Source organism: Nitrospiraceae bacterium (assembly GCA_019637075.1).
Classification (GTDB): domain Bacteria; phylum Nitrospirota; class Nitrospiria; order Nitrospirales; family Nitrospiraceae; genus JAHBWI01.
The window spans coordinates 181167-196401 of the sequence record JAHBWI010000005.1; the positions used below are offsets into that span (position 1 = coordinate 181167).

General features: G+C 60.2%; 17 protein-coding genes. 7 read left to right on the forward strand and 10 right to left on the reverse strand.

Going from position 1 to position 15235, the window contains the following annotated elements; translation table 11 throughout:
• Positions 1-155 precede the first annotated feature (155 nt).
• Entirely contained in the window at positions 156-1121 is a 966-nt protein-coding gene (locus tag KF814_14560) for a GTP-binding protein (protein ID MBX3237367.1), read from the forward strand.
• A gap of 154 nt (positions 1122-1275) precedes the next feature.
• Here the strand turns inward: KF814_14560 and KF814_14565 are convergent, their stop codons facing one another.
• Positions 1276-1863 carry a phosphatase PAP2 family protein gene (locus KF814_14565; protein MBX3237368.1) on the reverse strand — a complete coding sequence of 196 codons (588 nt, stop codon included), beginning with the start codon at positions 1861-1863 and terminating at the stop codon, positions 1276-1278.
• A gap of 286 nt (positions 1864-2149) precedes the next feature.
• On the opposite strand from KF814_14565, the gene KF814_14570 reads away from it, so the two are divergent.
• Positions 2150-2629 (forward strand): DUF3015 family protein, encoded by a 480-nt coding sequence (locus KF814_14570; GenBank protein ID MBX3237369.1) that lies wholly within the window; start codon positions 2150-2152, stop codon positions 2627-2629.
• On the opposite strand, the gene KF814_14575 is transcribed toward KF814_14570, so the two are convergent.
• The 3 genes from KF814_14575 to KF814_14585 all read right to left on the reverse strand — a co-directional run bounded on the left by KF814_14575 (position 2630) and on the right by KF814_14585 (position 6197).
• Positions 2630-3067 carry an energy transducer TonB gene (locus KF814_14575; GenBank protein ID MBX3237370.1) on the reverse strand — a complete coding sequence of 146 codons (438 nt, stop codon included), beginning with the start codon at positions 3065-3067 and terminating at the stop codon, positions 2630-2632.
• Positions 3068-3335: 268 nt separating this feature from the next.
• A complete protein-coding gene (locus KF814_14580; GenBank protein MBX3237371.1) occupies positions 3336-5780 on the reverse strand; it encodes a TonB-dependent receptor in 2445 nt (814 codons plus the stop codon).
• A gap of 105 nt (positions 5781-5885) precedes the next feature.
• The gene (locus KF814_14585) at positions 5886-6197 is read right to left on the reverse strand and encodes a hypothetical protein (GenBank protein ID MBX3237372.1); all 312 of its coding nucleotides are present in this window, start codon (positions 6195-6197) and stop codon (positions 5886-5888) included.
• Positions 6198-6347: 150 nt separating this feature from the next.
• Between KF814_14585 and KF814_14590 the strand changes: the two genes are divergently transcribed.
• Both KF814_14590 and KF814_14595 read left to right on the forward strand, forming a co-directional pair.
• The gene (locus tag KF814_14590) at positions 6348-7406 is read left to right on the forward strand and encodes a 3-deoxy-7-phosphoheptulonate synthase (protein ID MBX3237373.1); all 1059 of its coding nucleotides are present in this window, start codon (positions 6348-6350) and stop codon (positions 7404-7406) included.
• 177 nt (positions 7407-7583) lie between these two features.
• On the forward strand, positions 7584-8366 hold the full coding sequence (locus KF814_14595; protein MBX3237374.1) for a TatD family hydrolase: 783 nt from the start codon (positions 7584-7586) through the stop codon (positions 8364-8366).
• Here KF814_14595 and KF814_14600 read toward each other — a convergent pair.
• Positions 8353-8886, reverse strand: coding sequence for an NYN domain-containing protein (locus KF814_14600; GenBank protein MBX3237375.1), 534 nt, complete (start codon positions 8884-8886; stop codon positions 8353-8355). The genes KF814_14595 and KF814_14600 overlap by 14 nt on opposite strands.
• Positions 8887-8979: 93 nt before the next feature.
• On the opposite strand from KF814_14600, the gene KF814_14605 reads away from it, so the two are divergent.
• Together KF814_14605 and truA are read left to right on the forward strand one after the other, a co-directional pair.
• On the forward strand, positions 8980-10338 hold the full coding sequence (locus KF814_14605) for an N-acetylmuramoyl-L-alanine amidase (GenBank protein ID MBX3237376.1): 1359 nt from the start codon (positions 8980-8982) through the stop codon (positions 10336-10338).
• Between the two features lie 41 nt (positions 10339-10379).
• The gene (truA, locus tag KF814_14610; GenBank protein MBX3237377.1) at positions 10380-11153 is read left to right on the forward strand and encodes a tRNA pseudouridine(38-40) synthase TruA; all 774 of its coding nucleotides are present in this window, start codon (positions 10380-10382) and stop codon (positions 11151-11153) included.
• Positions 11154-11180: 27 nt separating this feature from the next.
• On the opposite strand, the gene KF814_14615 is transcribed toward truA, so the two are convergent.
• Positions 11181-11531, reverse strand: coding sequence for a hypothetical protein (locus tag KF814_14615; protein ID MBX3237378.1), 351 nt, complete (start codon positions 11529-11531; stop codon positions 11181-11183).
• Positions 11532-11827: 296 nt separating this feature from the next.
• On the opposite strand from KF814_14615, the gene KF814_14620 reads away from it, so the two are divergent.
• Positions 11828-12148 (forward strand): phosphate starvation-inducible protein PsiF, encoded by a 321-nt coding sequence (locus KF814_14620; GenBank protein MBX3237379.1) that lies wholly within the window; start codon positions 11828-11830, stop codon positions 12146-12148.
• 66 nt (positions 12149-12214) lie between these two features.
• Here the strand turns inward: KF814_14620 and cysE are convergent, their stop codons facing one another.
• From cysE to KF814_14640, 4 genes are all read right to left on the reverse strand, one after another.
• Entirely contained in the window at positions 12215-12865 is a 651-nt protein-coding gene (cysE, locus tag KF814_14625) for a serine O-acetyltransferase (protein ID MBX3237380.1), read from the reverse strand.
• 36 nt (positions 12866-12901) lie between these two features.
• The gene (gene ispF, locus KF814_14630; protein MBX3237381.1) at positions 12902-13387 is read right to left on the reverse strand and encodes a 2-C-methyl-D-erythritol 2,4-cyclodiphosphate synthase; all 486 of its coding nucleotides are present in this window, start codon (positions 13385-13387) and stop codon (positions 12902-12904) included.
• Entirely contained in the window at positions 13384-14127 is a 744-nt protein-coding gene (ispD, locus tag KF814_14635) for a 2-C-methyl-D-erythritol 4-phosphate cytidylyltransferase (GenBank protein MBX3237382.1), read from the reverse strand. Before ispD ends, ispF begins: the two co-directional genes overlap by 4 nt.
• A 68-nt stretch (positions 14128-14195) precedes the next feature.
• Positions 14196-15221 carry a TRAM domain-containing protein gene (locus KF814_14640; GenBank protein ID MBX3237383.1) on the reverse strand — a complete coding sequence of 342 codons (1026 nt, stop codon included), beginning with the start codon at positions 15219-15221 and terminating at the stop codon, positions 14196-14198.
• Positions 15222-15235: the final 14 nt, after the last annotated feature.

Here is a 15235-nt window from a genome sequence, read left to right on the forward strand (position 1 = left end):
GGCAGACATGGTACGAAGCGCATCGCGAATAGTTGGACCTGAGACGAGAGACATCAGACCACCCCACTGTGTTGTCCTTTTCCATTTCTTAGTTGTTCGCTTGTCTGCGCGGTGACTGCTTTTCAGCCATCGTGCCGGCCGGGTACAATAGCCCGATGGAACAGATGTCGCCCGTCCCGTTTTACATGCTCTGCGGATCGCTGGGAGCCGGCAAGACCACCCTGCTCATGCGGCTGCTCGAGTATTGGAACGGGCAAGGCCATACAGTCGGCGTGCTGATGAACGAGGCCGGGCAAGTCAGTATCGACGGGCCTCGAGCCGGTACGTTGGCGGAGCAGGTGTTGAATCTGGCCGGCGGCTGCATCTGTTGCGACACCAAGGACGACCTCGCCTGGAGCATCGCCCAGCTGGTGCAAGACTACAAGTCGAGCCTGATCGTGCTGGAGTGTTCCGGCATGGCGGACCCGGCGGAGGTCGTGGATGCCGTGACCGATGCTTACGTCTCGCGGATGGCGAAGCTCGAACGCATCCTGGCGCTGGTCCATCCGGTGCCGCTACCGGACAGCGGCCAGGCCGAGGTCGTAACCAAAAACGCGATCCGTTACGCCGACGACCTGATCCTCAACAAACGCGACCTGTACATCCCCGGCCATTGGGAACAGTTTCGCGACAGCATCCTCCGGCAGAACCCTTATAGTCGGCTCTGGGAAACCAGCCACGCCCGTGTGGACGTCGCAGCGCTCTTGAGCGGTCCTGCGATGAGGCCCAAACCCACGAACGTAACATTCGGCGGCAAGCCGGACCTCCTTGCGGACTCGCACCAACGAGCATCCCACCACCCTCTGGTCACGACGGTGACACTCCCCACCCCGCTCGACCGGGAACGCTTTACGAAATGGATGGCGGAGCTGCCGGAGGGACTGGAGCGGGCGAAGGGATTTTTTCGATTTGCGAAAGAACCGGAGCTGCAGGAGTTTCAGTTCTCACGACCGCGCGTGAGTACCGTTGAGCCGGTCATGCTGCTGGACGAGCCGCCTCACGCCATCGTGCTCATCGGCCGAGGCTTCGACCATGACGGCTGCAGGCGAGGACTACTCGACTGCCTCACCACCCTTTCCTAACGGGCTGTTGAAACAGTCCGCCAGCTACGAGCCACGGTCGACGAGACAGGCGATCAACCGAAGGCAGCACCACAGCGGCAACTGCTAACAGTGAAGACTCGAGAATCGAATACGCTTTACGAGGTACGAGCTACGGCCGATACGCATGCTCGACTCAAGATGCCGCATCCGGAGAAGGAGCGCTAGGAGGCAGCGCAGCCTGGCCGACCGTGGCAGGCCTGAACCAGACTCGCCGACTAAGAAAGTACGCCACCCCCGCCCCGATGGCCCCGCCGATCACCCACCCACCCATCACATCCGACAGGTAGTGCGCGCCGATGTAGACGCGTGAAAAACCGATCGCTGCCACCAACGGCCAGCTGATCCAGCCGCTTCGCGGATACAGCACCTGGAAGAAGGCTGCCGCAGCCGCGGTGTTGACCGCGTGGTTCGAGGGAAAGGAAAAGGCCTTTCCACATCCCAGCAATGCATGCACGTTTTGAAGCGTGAGACAGGGGCGCGGTCGCTGAACCAAGTCCTTGCAGAAGGTCCCAATGCCATCTGCCATCCCGATTACGCCGGCGAGCGCCGCCGACCCGATCAGGCACTCGCGCCAATTCCGCCACAGCCAATAGGCCGCCGCCAACCCACCCGGATAATAGAGGTTGCGGGGCCTTGCCAGTTGGACCATGAGCCAATCCACCGTTTCGGATCGGCCTGCCACTCCATTGATGGCCTGGAAGAGTGCTTCGTCAAGGGACATGGATGGGACCATAAAGGGTCGGGCGGGATCAGTCAAATGGTTCGCAGAGATTGAGAGAAGGAAAGAGTTTCGGGTCCTGTTATCACCCCAGCCCATTCATCCCCATCCACCCGTCCCCCAGCAGGTCCATGACGCCACGAGCGAACGGGCACCAGTGTCGGCGCCGCCCAAAACTCCTTTTCTTGGAGAGCGAGCGATATGCGACTAGCGCCTTTCCTAGGTCCGCCTAGGGATCGCTGCTGGTAACTAGACGGGAGGGCTATTGGGCGAATCGAGGAGGCTGACTATGAGGACGATCGGTTTTGTATTGCTCACCGCGCTGTTCTTGGCAACGACCGGATGTATGACCGATGCCAGCACCGAGTTGGTGAAGGCGCCGTTTGACGCGACCACCCAACTGACGGATGGGACATCCAAAGCGATCGGGGAGTTTCTTGATCCACTCACCGAATTGACTTCAAGCACCACGCCCGGCGCCTTGACCGACGGACAATTGCTTCGGGCAAAGCAAAAGGTCACCGTCTTTGCGACGCACACCCATGAAAATCTCCGCGTGGATATTGCCCGCGGTCAGGGAGAATATCTGGTCTCACTGGCGAGCCTGGCCGGTGTGCCTACCGTCAACTGGCCTGAGTTCCAAAGCCGGATGAGCGAGTCCTATCAGACGCTGTTCGACGGCGAACAGTCACCGACTCAATCAACCGAACGCATCGTCGAAGCAGCCTGGGCCAGCGGGTATGGCACGCAGGTGGCGACGAACCGGTAGCTATTGCGGTGTTCTGAAATGGATGCGGACGGTGAGTTCCCCGTCGACCGGATCCTCGCCGTTCATTTGAGGCAGGAACGTCCACTTGCTGAGCGCAATCATGCTGGCAAGGTTCAGTTCCCGATGCTTTGCCGGCTCGAGAACCACGACCGTCACCTGATTGTCTTTCGAGACGAGGATACGAGCCTTCATCCAATCGTCAAGCGGTTTGCCGTCGAGCGAAGCTGGAATCGCCGGCCACGGTGTGGCCTTCGGCACCGGGCCTTCCTGCTGATTCTTGTTCAGCGGCATCCCGTGTACATGCACTTCGGGCAACTCGATGATGTCGGCATCGAGCGCATGATCCGCCTCATGCGTCGCCTCATCTCCTCTCACGGCCACCGCCGAAATCGGCAAACCAACGATACCTAGGGCCGCTATAATCGCCTTCCACCCCATAGTTTTCACATCCTACTCCATCAAATCAGAGTTGCTCAAACGGAGGCGCCAGAATTTCAATTGCTCAGCCCACATGCCACTGAGACCTCTTGCAGCGCACTCAAAGAGACCGTCGAAAAAGACGATATCTTTCGCCGTCGGCACAGATACCCAACAAGGTTGTCCGGCAAGAGCGCAGGGCACTCGGCGACTGAGGCGTACCCTTGCGGTACGTCGCAGGGAGACAAGTGCCTGAGAACGCCGCTGGCAACCTTGTTCGGCATCTGACTTAAAAGAACCACTGGCCGCGGAAGAAGAACGACCTCGGCATCCCCGCATGGGCCACACCGAGCCCGATACTCCCTTCCCCTTGGTTGATGAAGTACTTCTGGTCCAACAGATTGATAATGTCGAACCCCAGCAGAAACTTCTGTCCTTCCCAGGGCAACGGAACTACATGTGCGATCGACAGATTGTAGATCGTGTACGAAGGGCTATGCGTGCTGTTCGTCTTGGCCTCCGCGTCGGCCGCGGTGCGCAATCCCGAGGCATACAGCATCTGCCCTGTGACCGTCGTCCGTTCCAGGAACCGGTAGGTAACGATCGCCGAGCTCGTAAGGGTCTGCATATGGTCGCAAAACACCCCGCCCTTGCTGCCAATGTCGGCGATTTCCTTCGCCTCCAAGAGGAAATGGCCGGACTGCAGACCATAGCCTTTGCATTGACCCCAGGCGACGTTGCCGCGCGCCGTGAGATTGTCCGTTACTTGCAGCTTCAAGGCGCCGTCGATTCCGCGTTGCCACCCGCGCTCGAACGCAAAGTAGTTCAGGAGCGGAGTCGTGCCGAACTGACCGGCATCGGATAGAAAGTTGCTAAGCTTGTACCACCCGGTCAATTCGAGCGTGGCGAAGCGGGTGAGCGCGTGGTAGCTGCCGACCTCAAAATAGTGCGCCCGCTCGGCCCTGACCGTGTTGTTGGTGACATCTTCCGGCTGCGCCCTCGTCCCGATCGTGTTGAGTTTGGCAAACGAGATGGCTTCCAGGTTCGGCGGCGTAAACATGCGCCCGTAAAATGCATGGAACACGTTCGACTGGTTGTATTTGTAGGTCGCACCGACGCGCGGGCTGATCTGGCCTTCGTTCCGCAAATACTGCACCGCGTCACCCCGGACGCCGAGATTGAACGTCCACTGCTCAGTGGGACTCCATTGGTCCTGGATCCAGAATTCCTGCCGATAGCCGATTTGGCGATTGTCGGCGTTGAGGTTGAGCAGATCGCCTGTGGGATTGCCGACGCTGTCGTCAGCGAAAGTGAACAGCCGCGTCTTGTTGACCGCCTGCGTCCGTTCGATCTGGAAGCCCGCCTTGATCAGGTGCTCCTTGCTATGGACATAGGTGTGGTCGAGGCGAATGCCCGCAGAATAGGCGTTACGATCTTGATCCGCGGCCGAAAAGGGTTCCGCGGGATCAGCCGTGTAGGCCAGCACGTTCAACGGATCAGTCTTGAACGTGGCACGCGTGTGCCGCATATAGCCGGCCAGACTGAAGAAGTTACTGGCGTTCACGTCGTGCCGCCACACCATGTGGCCATATTGGTTGTTCTCCTTCTGGAACTCATTGATCGCCTGGGACGCCACCGGCGTAAAGCCCGGACGGGTTGCCTGCAGCAACGGCAGCATCTGTCCGCTGGGATCGAGCCCCAGCGCCGGATTGGTCGGTATTTGATATTTGGCAACGGAGTTCAGAAACAGCCAGGTCACGCTGTTCTTGTTGTCATGTTGATAGTCGCCGCGAATGAACGTTTGGTTCCGCTCGCTCTGGCCGTGGAAGATCGAATGTCCGAGCGTCGGCGGCTCGATCCCGCGATTCGTCGCCGTATGGCTGTTCAGGATGTAGAAGCGGAACTTTTCGCCAACCGTACCGCCATATTCGAACGATGGGTTGATCGTCTGATTCGATCCCCCCATCATCTGCACCGATCCAAAGGAAGGCTTGCTCCCGCTCTTCGTGGTGATGTCCAGTACCGCTGCGGTCTTATTCCCATACTGGGCCTCCATCCCGCCCAGGATAATGTCCGCCCGTTCCCAGGCTCGCGGGGAGATGACGTCGGAGAAGGTCGAAGAGACCGTCTCGGGAATCGGCACGCCGTCCACGCGAAGCTGGAGGTTTGCATGGTCCTGCCGAAGGTGCACCTGCTTCAACGACCCATACACGGCACCAGGCACCGTCGCCAGGACATCCTGCAACTCGACGTTGTTGCCGCGCGGCAGAGCTTCGATCTCCTTCCGGCCGAGGGCGTAGGTTTCGCTCGAAACCTTATATTGAATCGGCGCCAGCGGCGAACGAATCTCCAGCGCGATCTCCTTGGTCTTCGAGAGCGTCAGCTTGACGGAAGCCGGAGGGTCCTCCCCGATTCGGATCACGACGTACTCGCTGCGATAGGGGTCCTGCCCGGCGCTGACCGAGTAGGTACCATCCTCCGGCGCAGTCAGGACAAACCCACCGGCCGAGTTGGATACCGTACTCGCCACTGTGTTCCCTTCCTGATCCCTCAGTTCAACGATCGCCTGCGGCACTGCTCGAAGATCTTGATGCTGGACGGTCCCGACAATGGTCCGCGCCGCCGGACCGGATTGGGCCGGCTGTTGCGCCATCCCCTCTGATGGCACGACTGGCAAACTTCCCAGCCCCAATACGAGTAGGCAAGTCCTGACGAGACTGACAACGCGAGGCATGCACTCCTCCCCACAAATTCCATAACGGCTCTCCGCACCAAGGCCAAGCCCGGGACGACGCCGATCCACACACAGTTTCATCAATTGTGAGAAACGCCGCGGAACCTAGCTCAAGGGAGGCGCACGGGAGGCACGGGACGAGGGAGATGACTGTGAAGAAAAAGTCGGGACATGCGCCACCTGGGGCGGCGCATCAGCTAGGAAGGCGCAGGGAACCGGGACATCGCCCGAGAGCGAGTGGCCTGTGTGGTACTGAACCCACTGACAGAGATCGGTATCCGAATGCTCATGGCCGTCATGGTCGGCAGCCGCCAATTCGTGGTGAATTTCCAGGGCGGCGGCGAAGGGTGCCATCGTCACCAGAAGGCAGGTCACGAGCAGAGCAAGAAGACTGCGGCGCGATTTGACGAGCATCATTGCGTGCTGAAGTTCTTATAGGTAAAACGCGGTTAGTCTTACCAAACCTGGTGCTTGAACACAACTCTCCCGCCGGCACTGGACTTTCCCCCCGTGATTCCGCTATCTTAGTGGCCATTTCTAAAACATTGCTTAACCAAGGACCCCACGATGAGCAGGCCGATCGACAACCAGCACGTCATTGAAATTAAGCCGCTGCCCTCTCCCCGGGAGGTGAAGACCAGCCTGCCGATCACCGACAACGTTGCCGAGTTGGTGTTTCAAACACGCCGAGCCATCCGAGACATCCTGCATGGCCGCGACACGGAGCGGCTGATCGTCATCGTCGGCCCCTGCTCGATCCACGACCCTGGCGCTGCCTATGAATACGCCGACCGTTTGAGGCCGATCGCCGAGGCCGTACAAGACAAGCTCCTGGTCGTCATGCGCACATACTTCGAAAAGCCGCGCACGACGGTGGGATGGAAAGGCCTGATCAACGATCCGCATCTGGACGGCACCTGCGACATCGCAATGGGAATCCAGCTGGCACGCACCATCCTGCTCAACATCAACGGCAAGGGGCTCCCCTGCGCGACGGAACTGCTCGACCCCGTCACACCGCAATACATCGCCGACCTCTTGAGTTGGACCGCCATCGGCGCTCGTACGACCGAGAGCCAGACACATCGTGAAATGGCCAGCGGCCTCTCGATGCCGGTCGGTTTCAAGAACGGCACGGAAGGAAGCCTCCAGGTCGCCGTGAACGCCATGATCACGAGCCGTTCCCCGCACCATTTTGTCGGGGTGAATGCCGACGGGGTCACCTCCATTATCAAGACGACCGGCAACCCGGACCATCACATCGTGCTCCGCGGCGGCGGGGGTCGGACCAACTACAGCGTCGAGGACATCAGCAAGGCCGAAGCGACGGTGGCGAAGGAAGGGCTCGCACGAGGGATCATGGTGGATTGCTCCCACGACAACTCGGGCAAGAACCACCAGCGCCAGGTCGAGGTGGCCGGTGAGGTTGTGAAGCAATTCCGCGAAGGCCGTCGTTCGATCATGGGCCTGATGCTCGAGAGCCATCTGCAGGGCGGCCGGCAGACCTGGGAGCCCAACAAGGCCTTGGCCTACGGCATGTCGATTACCGACTCCTGCCTTGGCTGGACAGAGACGGCTGATCTCTTGCTAGGGATGGCCGACTCGCTCGCGACCAAGACCGTCTAGCAGCATATCGGCTATGCTCGCCGGTTTGCTTCTCGCATGCATTGAGGATTCGCACCCATCCGCGCGTGTACGTCACGTCCCCGCTCCCCGCGATCATGAGAGGCACCCATACCGAACACACTGAGGGTATGCCTGGCCGGCCCCTCGCTGAGGCGCCTGACCGCTGACGACCACACCATGCTCATCGACACCCACACCCACTTGGACGACGCCAAGTACGACACGGACCGCGACGCGATGATGGCGCGCGCCCAGGCCGCCGGTATTGCACACATGATTACGATCGGTTGCGACCTCGCAACCAGCCGCTCTGCGGTGGCACTGGCCGACCGATATCCCCATGTCTTCGCGTCCGTGGGCGTCCACCCGCATGAGGTCAAGCACATCACGGACGACTGGTACGACGAGTTTCGCGGGCTGGCGCAGGGCAATCCGAAAGTGGTCGCCTACGGTGAGATCGGCCTCGACTACCACTACAACCACTCCTCGCCGCAGGAGCAACGTGCGCGGTTTCGGGAACAGGTCCGATTGGCCAAAGAGTTGCGGCTGCCGGTGATCATCCACACGCGCGAGGCGCAGGAAGATACTATTGCAATCCTTCGCGAGGAGCGGGCCTCGGAAATCGGCGGGGTGTTCCACTGTTTTTCAGGAGATGCCTGGCTGGCGAAGGATGCGCTGGAACTGGGGTTCTACCTGTCTTTTTCCGGCATCGTCACGTTCCAAAATGCCACGGTGCTGCGGGAGATCGCCCGCACGGTCCCGATGGACCGGCTCCTGGTCGAAACCGATTGTCCCTACCTCACGCCGGTACCGCACCGGGGGAAACGCAACGAGCCGGCGTTTGTGGCCCACGTGGCACATCAGCTCGCAGCCATCAAAAGCACCGACCAGGCTTGCACGGCTGAAGACATCGGCCGCATCACGACCGAAAACGCCCGCCGCCTGTTCAGAATTCCTTGAGCTGCTGAAAGCGTTTACGCTGTGCTTTTGGGAGCTTGCGGGGGTTGCCGCGCTTGTCGGGTCGTCGGAAATCCCGTCCGTCGTCCCCACGATCCAGTTCCTTATACGCGGAAGGCGACGGCGGTGCTGGGCGCTCGCTCAGTTTCGCCCGAAACTCAGCGGCTCCCATGACAAATGCCCCGGCAGCACGGGCAGCGTTGATGATTTCGTGATCGGACGAGACCACGGCGCAATCACGCCCGTGTTGTCGGGCGAGTCGTTGAATGACTTGGTCGGCCCGCTCACCCCGCCGCGAATAGATGACCTCGATACCTGAGCGGAACTCTCGGTGCTCACTGCCCACTCCTCCTTGCCACCCATCGAATACGACCGTCACGGCATGGCCTTTTCGTTGGCGGTAGCCGACGAGGGAAAGGATCAGGCTGTCACGGGCCGATTCCAGTTTGGCTGCGCCGGTTTGGAAACCCATATTCGCGCGGCCCAGAAGGTTGTACCCGTCGACAAGAAGGTAGTGCGGCATTTAGAATCTGAGGGTTTGAGGCCTTTTCTTGACAATACCATAAACATCTGAGAAAAGGCCTATGATGTGCTCGCGACACGGGGAGTACGGCTTTTGATTCGCTTCTCCTATCTGGCTCGCGCCCTCTGCTTCCTCGTCCCCCTGGCAAGCACCCATTCGGCCTTTGCCGACCTTCCCGCGCTTGCGCCTTGGACTCCGTTACCTCACGCCGAGGCGATCGATAGCAAGGATACCTTCGTCCAGCTGATCAAGCAGGACGCGTCCAGCTCCTCCCGCTATCCGATCGTGGTCCGCGACCTGCGAACCTGGAGCACCACAGACGCCACGCGACTCGTGCTGGACGTCAATCGCAAGGTCACCTTCACCGAAACCAAGCTTCACAACCCGGACCGCATCGTCATCGAAATCGGCAATACAATCCTCGGCAAGTCCGCCCGCCAACGGGTTTCCGGAGGCAGCTTGCCGCAACCCTTTCAAGTCTCGCAGAGTCACCCGCGCGTCGTGGCCGTTACGCTGCCCAAAAGCCAGGTTGCGCGCTACAAAGTCTTCGCGCTCGCGGACCCGGACCGTTTGGTAGTGGACGTCTACCGCCCGTCGAAAAATCAGGTTAAGCAAGTCGGCGACCAGTCAATCCCACAACCCACCACGCCGGTAACGGTCGCACCGGCTCAGCCCGCCGCCGCCCTGCCGACCACGCCGACGATTCCGAGCCCGACGGTTACCGAACCGGCCAAGCCCATCACGCCGAAGCCAGCTGCCCCGACCACACAGGTCCGAACGATCGTCATCGACCCTGGCCATGGCGGTAAAGACCCCGGTACCGTCGGACGGCACGGCACGACCGAGAAAGACGTGACGCTGAAGGTTGCCTTGCTGGTGCGCGATCTGCTCACCAAGCTACCCAACACCCGCGTGCTGATGACGCGAGAGAAGGACGTGTTCATCGAATTGGAGGACCGCGCGAAGTTCGCCAACGGGAAGGATGCAGATCTCTTCGTGTCGATTCACGTAAACTCGCACCCGCACAAGGGTGTTCGCGGCCTGGAGATCTATCACTTCGGAGAGGCGAAGGACCAGCGTGCCCTTGAAGTGGCCGCTCGTGAAAACGGTACGCCGCTGAACAGCACCGGCGTGGGATGGGAATATCTCGTGGCCGACCTCCTGACCACCAAGAAAATCGAGGACTCGCTGGAACTGGCCTGGACCGCCAAGCAGGCCATGGTCTCGCACCTCAACGGCCACTACAGCACGATCGACCACGGTGTGAAAACCGCTCCGTTCTATGTCTTGCGATTCACAACGATGCCCAGCATCCTCGCCGAAATCGCCTTCATGTCGAATCCGACCGAAGAAGAGCAAATGCGCACACCGGCCTTCCTCAGCCAGGTGGCGGAATCGATCGTCGACGGGGTGAAAACCTACCTGCAGCCGACCCATCCGAACGGCAGATGACAGACGCCCTCCCTGTCGGCTAGAGTCAGCGTCTCGCGTCTATGTCTACGTTCAAACTCGTGCTCGAATACGATGGGACCGGCTATTCCGGCTGGCAGCGCCAACCCAACGCCCCGACCGTCCAGGCCGCGGTGGAAGACGTCTTAACCGGCATCGCTGAAACCACAATCACCGTCGTGGCGGCCGGTCGCACCGACGCCGGCGTCCACGCCCTCGGCCAAGTCATCAGCTTTCAAACCGATCGGCGGCTCACGGCCCGGGATTGGCTGCGGGCGGCGAACGCCCGTCTCCCCGAAGATATCAGCGTCATCTCATCAGAAGCGGTGCCCGATGATTTTCACGCCCGTTATTCCGCCACGGGCAAACTCTATCGCTACCGCGTCCTGAACCGTTCCGAACCCTCGCCCCTCCTGCGTCACCGCGCCTGGAATATCTACAAACCACTCAATGAGGAGGCGATGCGCCAGGCGGCGGCACAGTTGGTTGGCCGGCACGACTTCTCGGCATTCGAGTGCATGCCGACTGAGAACGACAACCCCATCTGCGCTCTTCACTCGGTTGAGCTCCAGCGGGACGGCGACCTGTTGGATTTGTCGTTCTATGCTGATCGGTTTCTCAAACAAATGGTCCGAAGCATGGTGGGAACATTGGTGGAGATCGGACAAGGCAAGAGACAGGCGACCGACATGCAGACGATCGTCAAGGGATGCAACCGGTCGGCAGCCGGAAGGACGGCCCCGCCGCAAGGCTTGTATCTGGTTCGGGTCGACTATGAATTCGGGAACCGCCGTCGCGTGGCCGATCAGGCGGACTGAGAGGAAGAACGGGAATGCATGCGGGATTTACGAAATGGCCTGTGCCGGTGAGGTCCCTGTTTCGGCCACCGGCTTCGCACGGCCGGGACGCCCATCGACATACCCGAACAGGTAGGTGACCACCACCACGAAAAAGATACCGACGAACCGGGAGATGTCTTCTTCATCATGCCCAACCAAGAGGCCTTCATCCGGATAGTCGGTGCCGAACATCGCGACCGTTACCATGAAGCCCAACAGCAGCGCGATGCTGCGCCAGGTTTGCAACTTGATCCCCTGCTCGGCGGCATTATTGAATCCGAAACGGTAGACGAGGTAGAGGATCCCACCACTGAACATCCAGCTAAGTCCGGTCCAAAGCGCCAAGTACCAGTCCATGGGGCCTCCTCGTTCCTCGGTTCCGCTCAAGTATAGCCGTCACACCCCCCCTGTCAAACGAGGGGAAGCCCCCCAATGACAGCCAGCAAATCCAACGACATAGCAGGACTTCCCCCGGGGATTCGGCCTGCGCTTGTCCCACGTCGAACTACGCGACTCGGAGACGTTTTCCCATTCGGCCGGGACATCGAATGGAATGGAGCCGGCAAATCTAGGTAAATCTCCCCTGAGACTCGTGCCGGACATTCTGGTATAGTTCGGCGAAACGTTGGCCCACGCTCTCAAAGGAGGATCCCATGGCGAAATGGTCTCGTGTCACTCTGACTGCCCTGCTCGGGCTCGTGCTGCTCACCCCGGCCGTCTCCTTCGCCGGCGCGCAACAAAACAAGATGAAGACCTGCAATGCCGACGCCGATGCCAAGGGACTCAGCGGTGAGGGGAAAGGTGAAGAGCGGAAGGCGTTTATGAAGGAATGTTTGTCAGCCAAGGCACCGGCCAAAGCTGCAGCCGGCAAAACTCAACAAGACAAGATGAAGTCCTGCAACAAGGAAGCGAAAGCGAAGAACTTGAAAGGCGAGGACCGCAAGAGCTTTATGAGCACCTGCCTCTCGAGCTAGTCTCACGGTGCGCCGGCGCGGTTCGACGAGAGCCGCGCCGGTCATCTTTTCAAGGCATCGCCCCGGTTAGGTCCGCGGCTCTCGATCCCGACTCTCCAACTTCTTCCGCAACACAATCAGTTCCTGCTCCAGAGCTGTGAACCGATCGGCAATGGGGTCTGGCAGATTGGTGTGGTCCATCGTGGCATCGGGTACCCGTTCTCCTTCGCTCTTGATGATACGCGCGGGAATGCCGATGACCGTCGAATTGGGCGGAACGGATTTCAGGACGACCGAGTTGGCACCGATCTTCACATTGTCGCCGATCCTAATACCCCCGAGAATCTTCGCTCCGGCACCGACGACCACATGGTTACCCAAGGTCGGATGCCGCTTGCCCCGCTCCTTTCCCGTTCCGCCAAGCGTAACGCCCTGAAACAGAGTGACGAAGTCGCCCACCTCAGCCGTCTCCCCAATCACAACCCCCATGCCGTGGTCGATGAAGAACCCCGTGCCGATCTTGGCCGAGGGATGGATTTCGATGCCTGTGATCCATCGCGCGACTTGGGAAATGAACCGGGGAAAGAACGGGATACCGTGGAGTTTCAGCCAGTGGGCGATGCGGTAGGCCAGGAGCGCGTGGAACCCGGCGTAGGTCAGAATGACCTCCGTCCGACTGGTGGCAGCCGGATCTCGATCAAAGATAGCTTGAAGGTCTTGCGCGATGGCCTTGAACATGGGGCTCGCCTTGGGCAAAGAACCTGGATGATACCGTCACGAGGCTCGCTCGATCAAACAAGCGGCTTGCGCAGCGATCGCCTCCTCATGCCCGATCGCATCAAGCCCTTCCCCGCTCTTCACCTTCACGTTTACGAGGTCCGGGTCGACCTGCAACACCGCTGCCATGCTCTTCTGCATCGCTGACAAGTGGGAACTCAAGCGCGGAGCCTGGGCGATAATCGTGGAGTCCACATTCACCAGCCGATAGCCTTTCGTGCGGAGCTTGCCCATGACATCTTCCAGCAGTTTCAGGCTCGAGATGTTCTTATAGCGCTGGTCCGAACTGGGGTAATGCCGCCCCAAATCCCCCTCGCCCATCGCCCCCAACAGCGCATCACACACCGCATGCACCAGCGCATCGGAATCGGAATGGCCCTGGAGCCCCTTGTGGTGCGGAATTTCGATCCCACCCAAAATCAATTTTCGCCCCTCGACCATCGGATGGATGTCCCATCCGCAACCGATCCTCGCCTTGCTCATCCTTTGCTCCTTGCCGAGGCCCTGCGCTGGAGAATGGCCTCACCGATCGAGAGGTCCTCGGGTCTCGTCACTTTGATGTTTTCGCCGCTGCCTTCTACCACCACCACGGTCTTCCCGATCAACTCGACCAAGTGGGCATCATCGGTCGCGTGGATCCCTTCCAGTTGCGCCTTGCGATGCCCCTCATCCAACCAGTCCTTCCTGAACGCTTGCGGCGTCTGCGCCAGCCAGAGGGGCCGGCGATCCACGGTCCGCTCGATGATATGCCCCTGCCCCACATGCTTCACCGTATCCCGCATCGGGAGGGCGATGATGGCCCCCCCATGCTGCTGAGCGGCGGCAACCACCTCGCGGATCATAGCCTGGGTCAGAAACGGCCGGACCGCATCGTGCACCAAAACAAACTCCGTCTCGGCATCCACTTCGGCCAGCGCGTGACGCACCGAATCCTGCCGCTGCTCACCGCCCGAAACTACCTTGGTCACCTTGGTGAAATGCCCCGGGCTCACAATCCGATCGAGACAGTTCCGGCGTTCGGCTTCCGGCACGGCCAGGATGATTTCGTGAATGACGGGCGAGTCCTGCAGTGCCCGCAGCGAATGCGCCAAGATCGGCAGCCCCCCGAGAAGGAGAAACTGCTTGGGAATGTGGCCGCCCATCCGCAGCCCACGGCCGGCAGCCGGCACCAATGCGACGGTTTTCGGGCCGGTCACCGGCCCTTTCGCCTCACGACGAGACACGATTCTCCCTCGCTGCCACGGGCTGCTCGGAAATACAGGCCGTATGCGACTCGCGAGGGCGCAACACCTCAACCACGTGCAACCTGAAACTCCTCCCGCTCCGGCTCTTCCTTCAGGCGGGTAAAGATCATCCGCCCGGCGGTGGTCTGGAGCACGCTGGTGACCGTCACGTCCACGTTCCGCCCAATGCAGCGGCGGGCGTTGTCCACCACGATCATCGTGCCGTCATCCAGATAGGCCACACCCTGCCCCGCTTCCTTGCCTTCCTTCAACACGAATACCCGGATCGTCTCGCCGGGCAACACGACCGGCCGCAACGCATTGCAGAGCTCATTGATATTCAGCACCCGCACACCCTGCAGCTCGGCCACCTTATTGAGGTTCAGGTCGTTGGTGACAATGCGTCCGCCCACCTTCTTCGCCAACACCACGAGTTTTGCATCGACCTCTTTGACGTTCGGAAAATCCTCTTCGCTGATCCGTACGTCGAGGTCGGCCATCTTCTGAATCTTGTTCAGAATATCCAGACCTCGGCGCCCCCGTGCCCGCTTCAAGGAATCGGATGAATCCGCAATGTGCTGCAACTCGTTCAGAATGAAATGCGGCACGAGGAATGTGCCTTCCAGAAATCCAGTCTCGCAAAGATCCGCCACCCTACCGTCAATGATCACACTGGTATCCAAGACCTTGATACTGACGCCGCTCGCGTTGTACGTCATCGCCCCCTGCAGGGGAGACGGAAACCGCTCCATGCCAAAACGCGCACCCAACACTAGCCCGAGGTACGGCAGCCCCAAGAGAAAGACCAGGCCGCCGATGTGAAACAGGAACGTTTCGACGTCGAATACCGCGCTGCCAACCCACTCCACCAACCCCGTGAGCACCAGCCCCGCCGCAACGCCTGCAGTTCCTCCCACAATGATACCGAATGATAATCTTCGTAGTGCGTGTTCTCCAGCGATGATGAGGCCTCCGGTAACTGCACCAATCGCCAGCCCCGACAGCAGGAACTGTGTGCTGGGATCTTTCGCGCGCAGAAACAGGGCCATGCCGGCGAGGGCACTGAGAAGGACAAATATGGCCCGTGATACCATACCGCTTCCCTCCT

Excerpts from the sequence above, each read along its gene's own strand:
- KF814_14560 (MBX3237367.1), top strand. The coding sequence starts at position 156 with ATGGAACAGATGTCGCCCGTCCCGTTTTACATGCTCTGCGGATCGCTG.
- KF814_14565 (MBX3237368.1), bottom strand. The coding sequence starts at position 1,863 with ATGTCCCTTGACGAAGCACTCTTCCAGGCCATCAATGGAGTGGCAGGC.
- KF814_14570 (MBX3237369.1), top strand. The coding sequence starts at position 2,150 with ATGAGGACGATCGGTTTTGTATTGCTCACCGCGCTGTTCTTGGCAACG.
- KF814_14575 (MBX3237370.1), bottom strand. The coding sequence starts at position 3,067 with ATGGGGTGGAAGGCGATTATAGCGGCCCTAGGTATCGTTGGTTTGCCG.
- KF814_14580 (MBX3237371.1), bottom strand. The coding sequence starts at position 5,780 with ATGCCTCGCGTTGTCAGTCTCGTCAGGACTTGCCTACTCGTATTGGGG.
- KF814_14585 (MBX3237372.1), bottom strand. The coding sequence starts at position 6,197 with ATGATGCTCGTCAAATCGCGCCGCAGTCTTCTTGCTCTGCTCGTGACC.
- KF814_14590 (MBX3237373.1), top strand. The coding sequence starts at position 6,348 with ATGAGCAGGCCGATCGACAACCAGCACGTCATTGAAATTAAGCCGCTG.
- KF814_14595 (MBX3237374.1), top strand. The coding sequence starts at position 7,584 with ATGCTCATCGACACCCACACCCACTTGGACGACGCCAAGTACGACACG.
- KF814_14600 (MBX3237375.1), bottom strand. The coding sequence starts at position 8,886 with ATGCCGCACTACCTTCTTGTCGACGGGTACAACCTTCTGGGCCGCGCG.
- truA (MBX3237377.1), top strand. The coding sequence starts at position 10,380 with ATGTCTACGTTCAAACTCGTGCTCGAATACGATGGGACCGGCTATTCC.
- KF814_14615 (MBX3237378.1), bottom strand. The coding sequence starts at position 11,531 with ATGGACTGGTACTTGGCGCTTTGGACCGGACTTAGCTGGATGTTCAGT.
- KF814_14620 (MBX3237379.1), top strand. The coding sequence starts at position 11,828 with ATGGCGAAATGGTCTCGTGTCACTCTGACTGCCCTGCTCGGGCTCGTG.
- cysE (MBX3237380.1), bottom strand. The coding sequence starts at position 12,865 with ATGTTCAAGGCCATCGCGCAAGACCTTCAAGCTATCTTTGATCGAGAT.
- ispF (MBX3237381.1), bottom strand. The coding sequence starts at position 13,387 with ATGAGCAAGGCGAGGATCGGTTGCGGATGGGACATCCATCCGATGGTC.
- KF814_14640 (MBX3237383.1), bottom strand. The coding sequence starts at position 15,221 with ATGGTATCACGGGCCATATTTGTCCTTCTCAGTGCCCTCGCCGGCATG.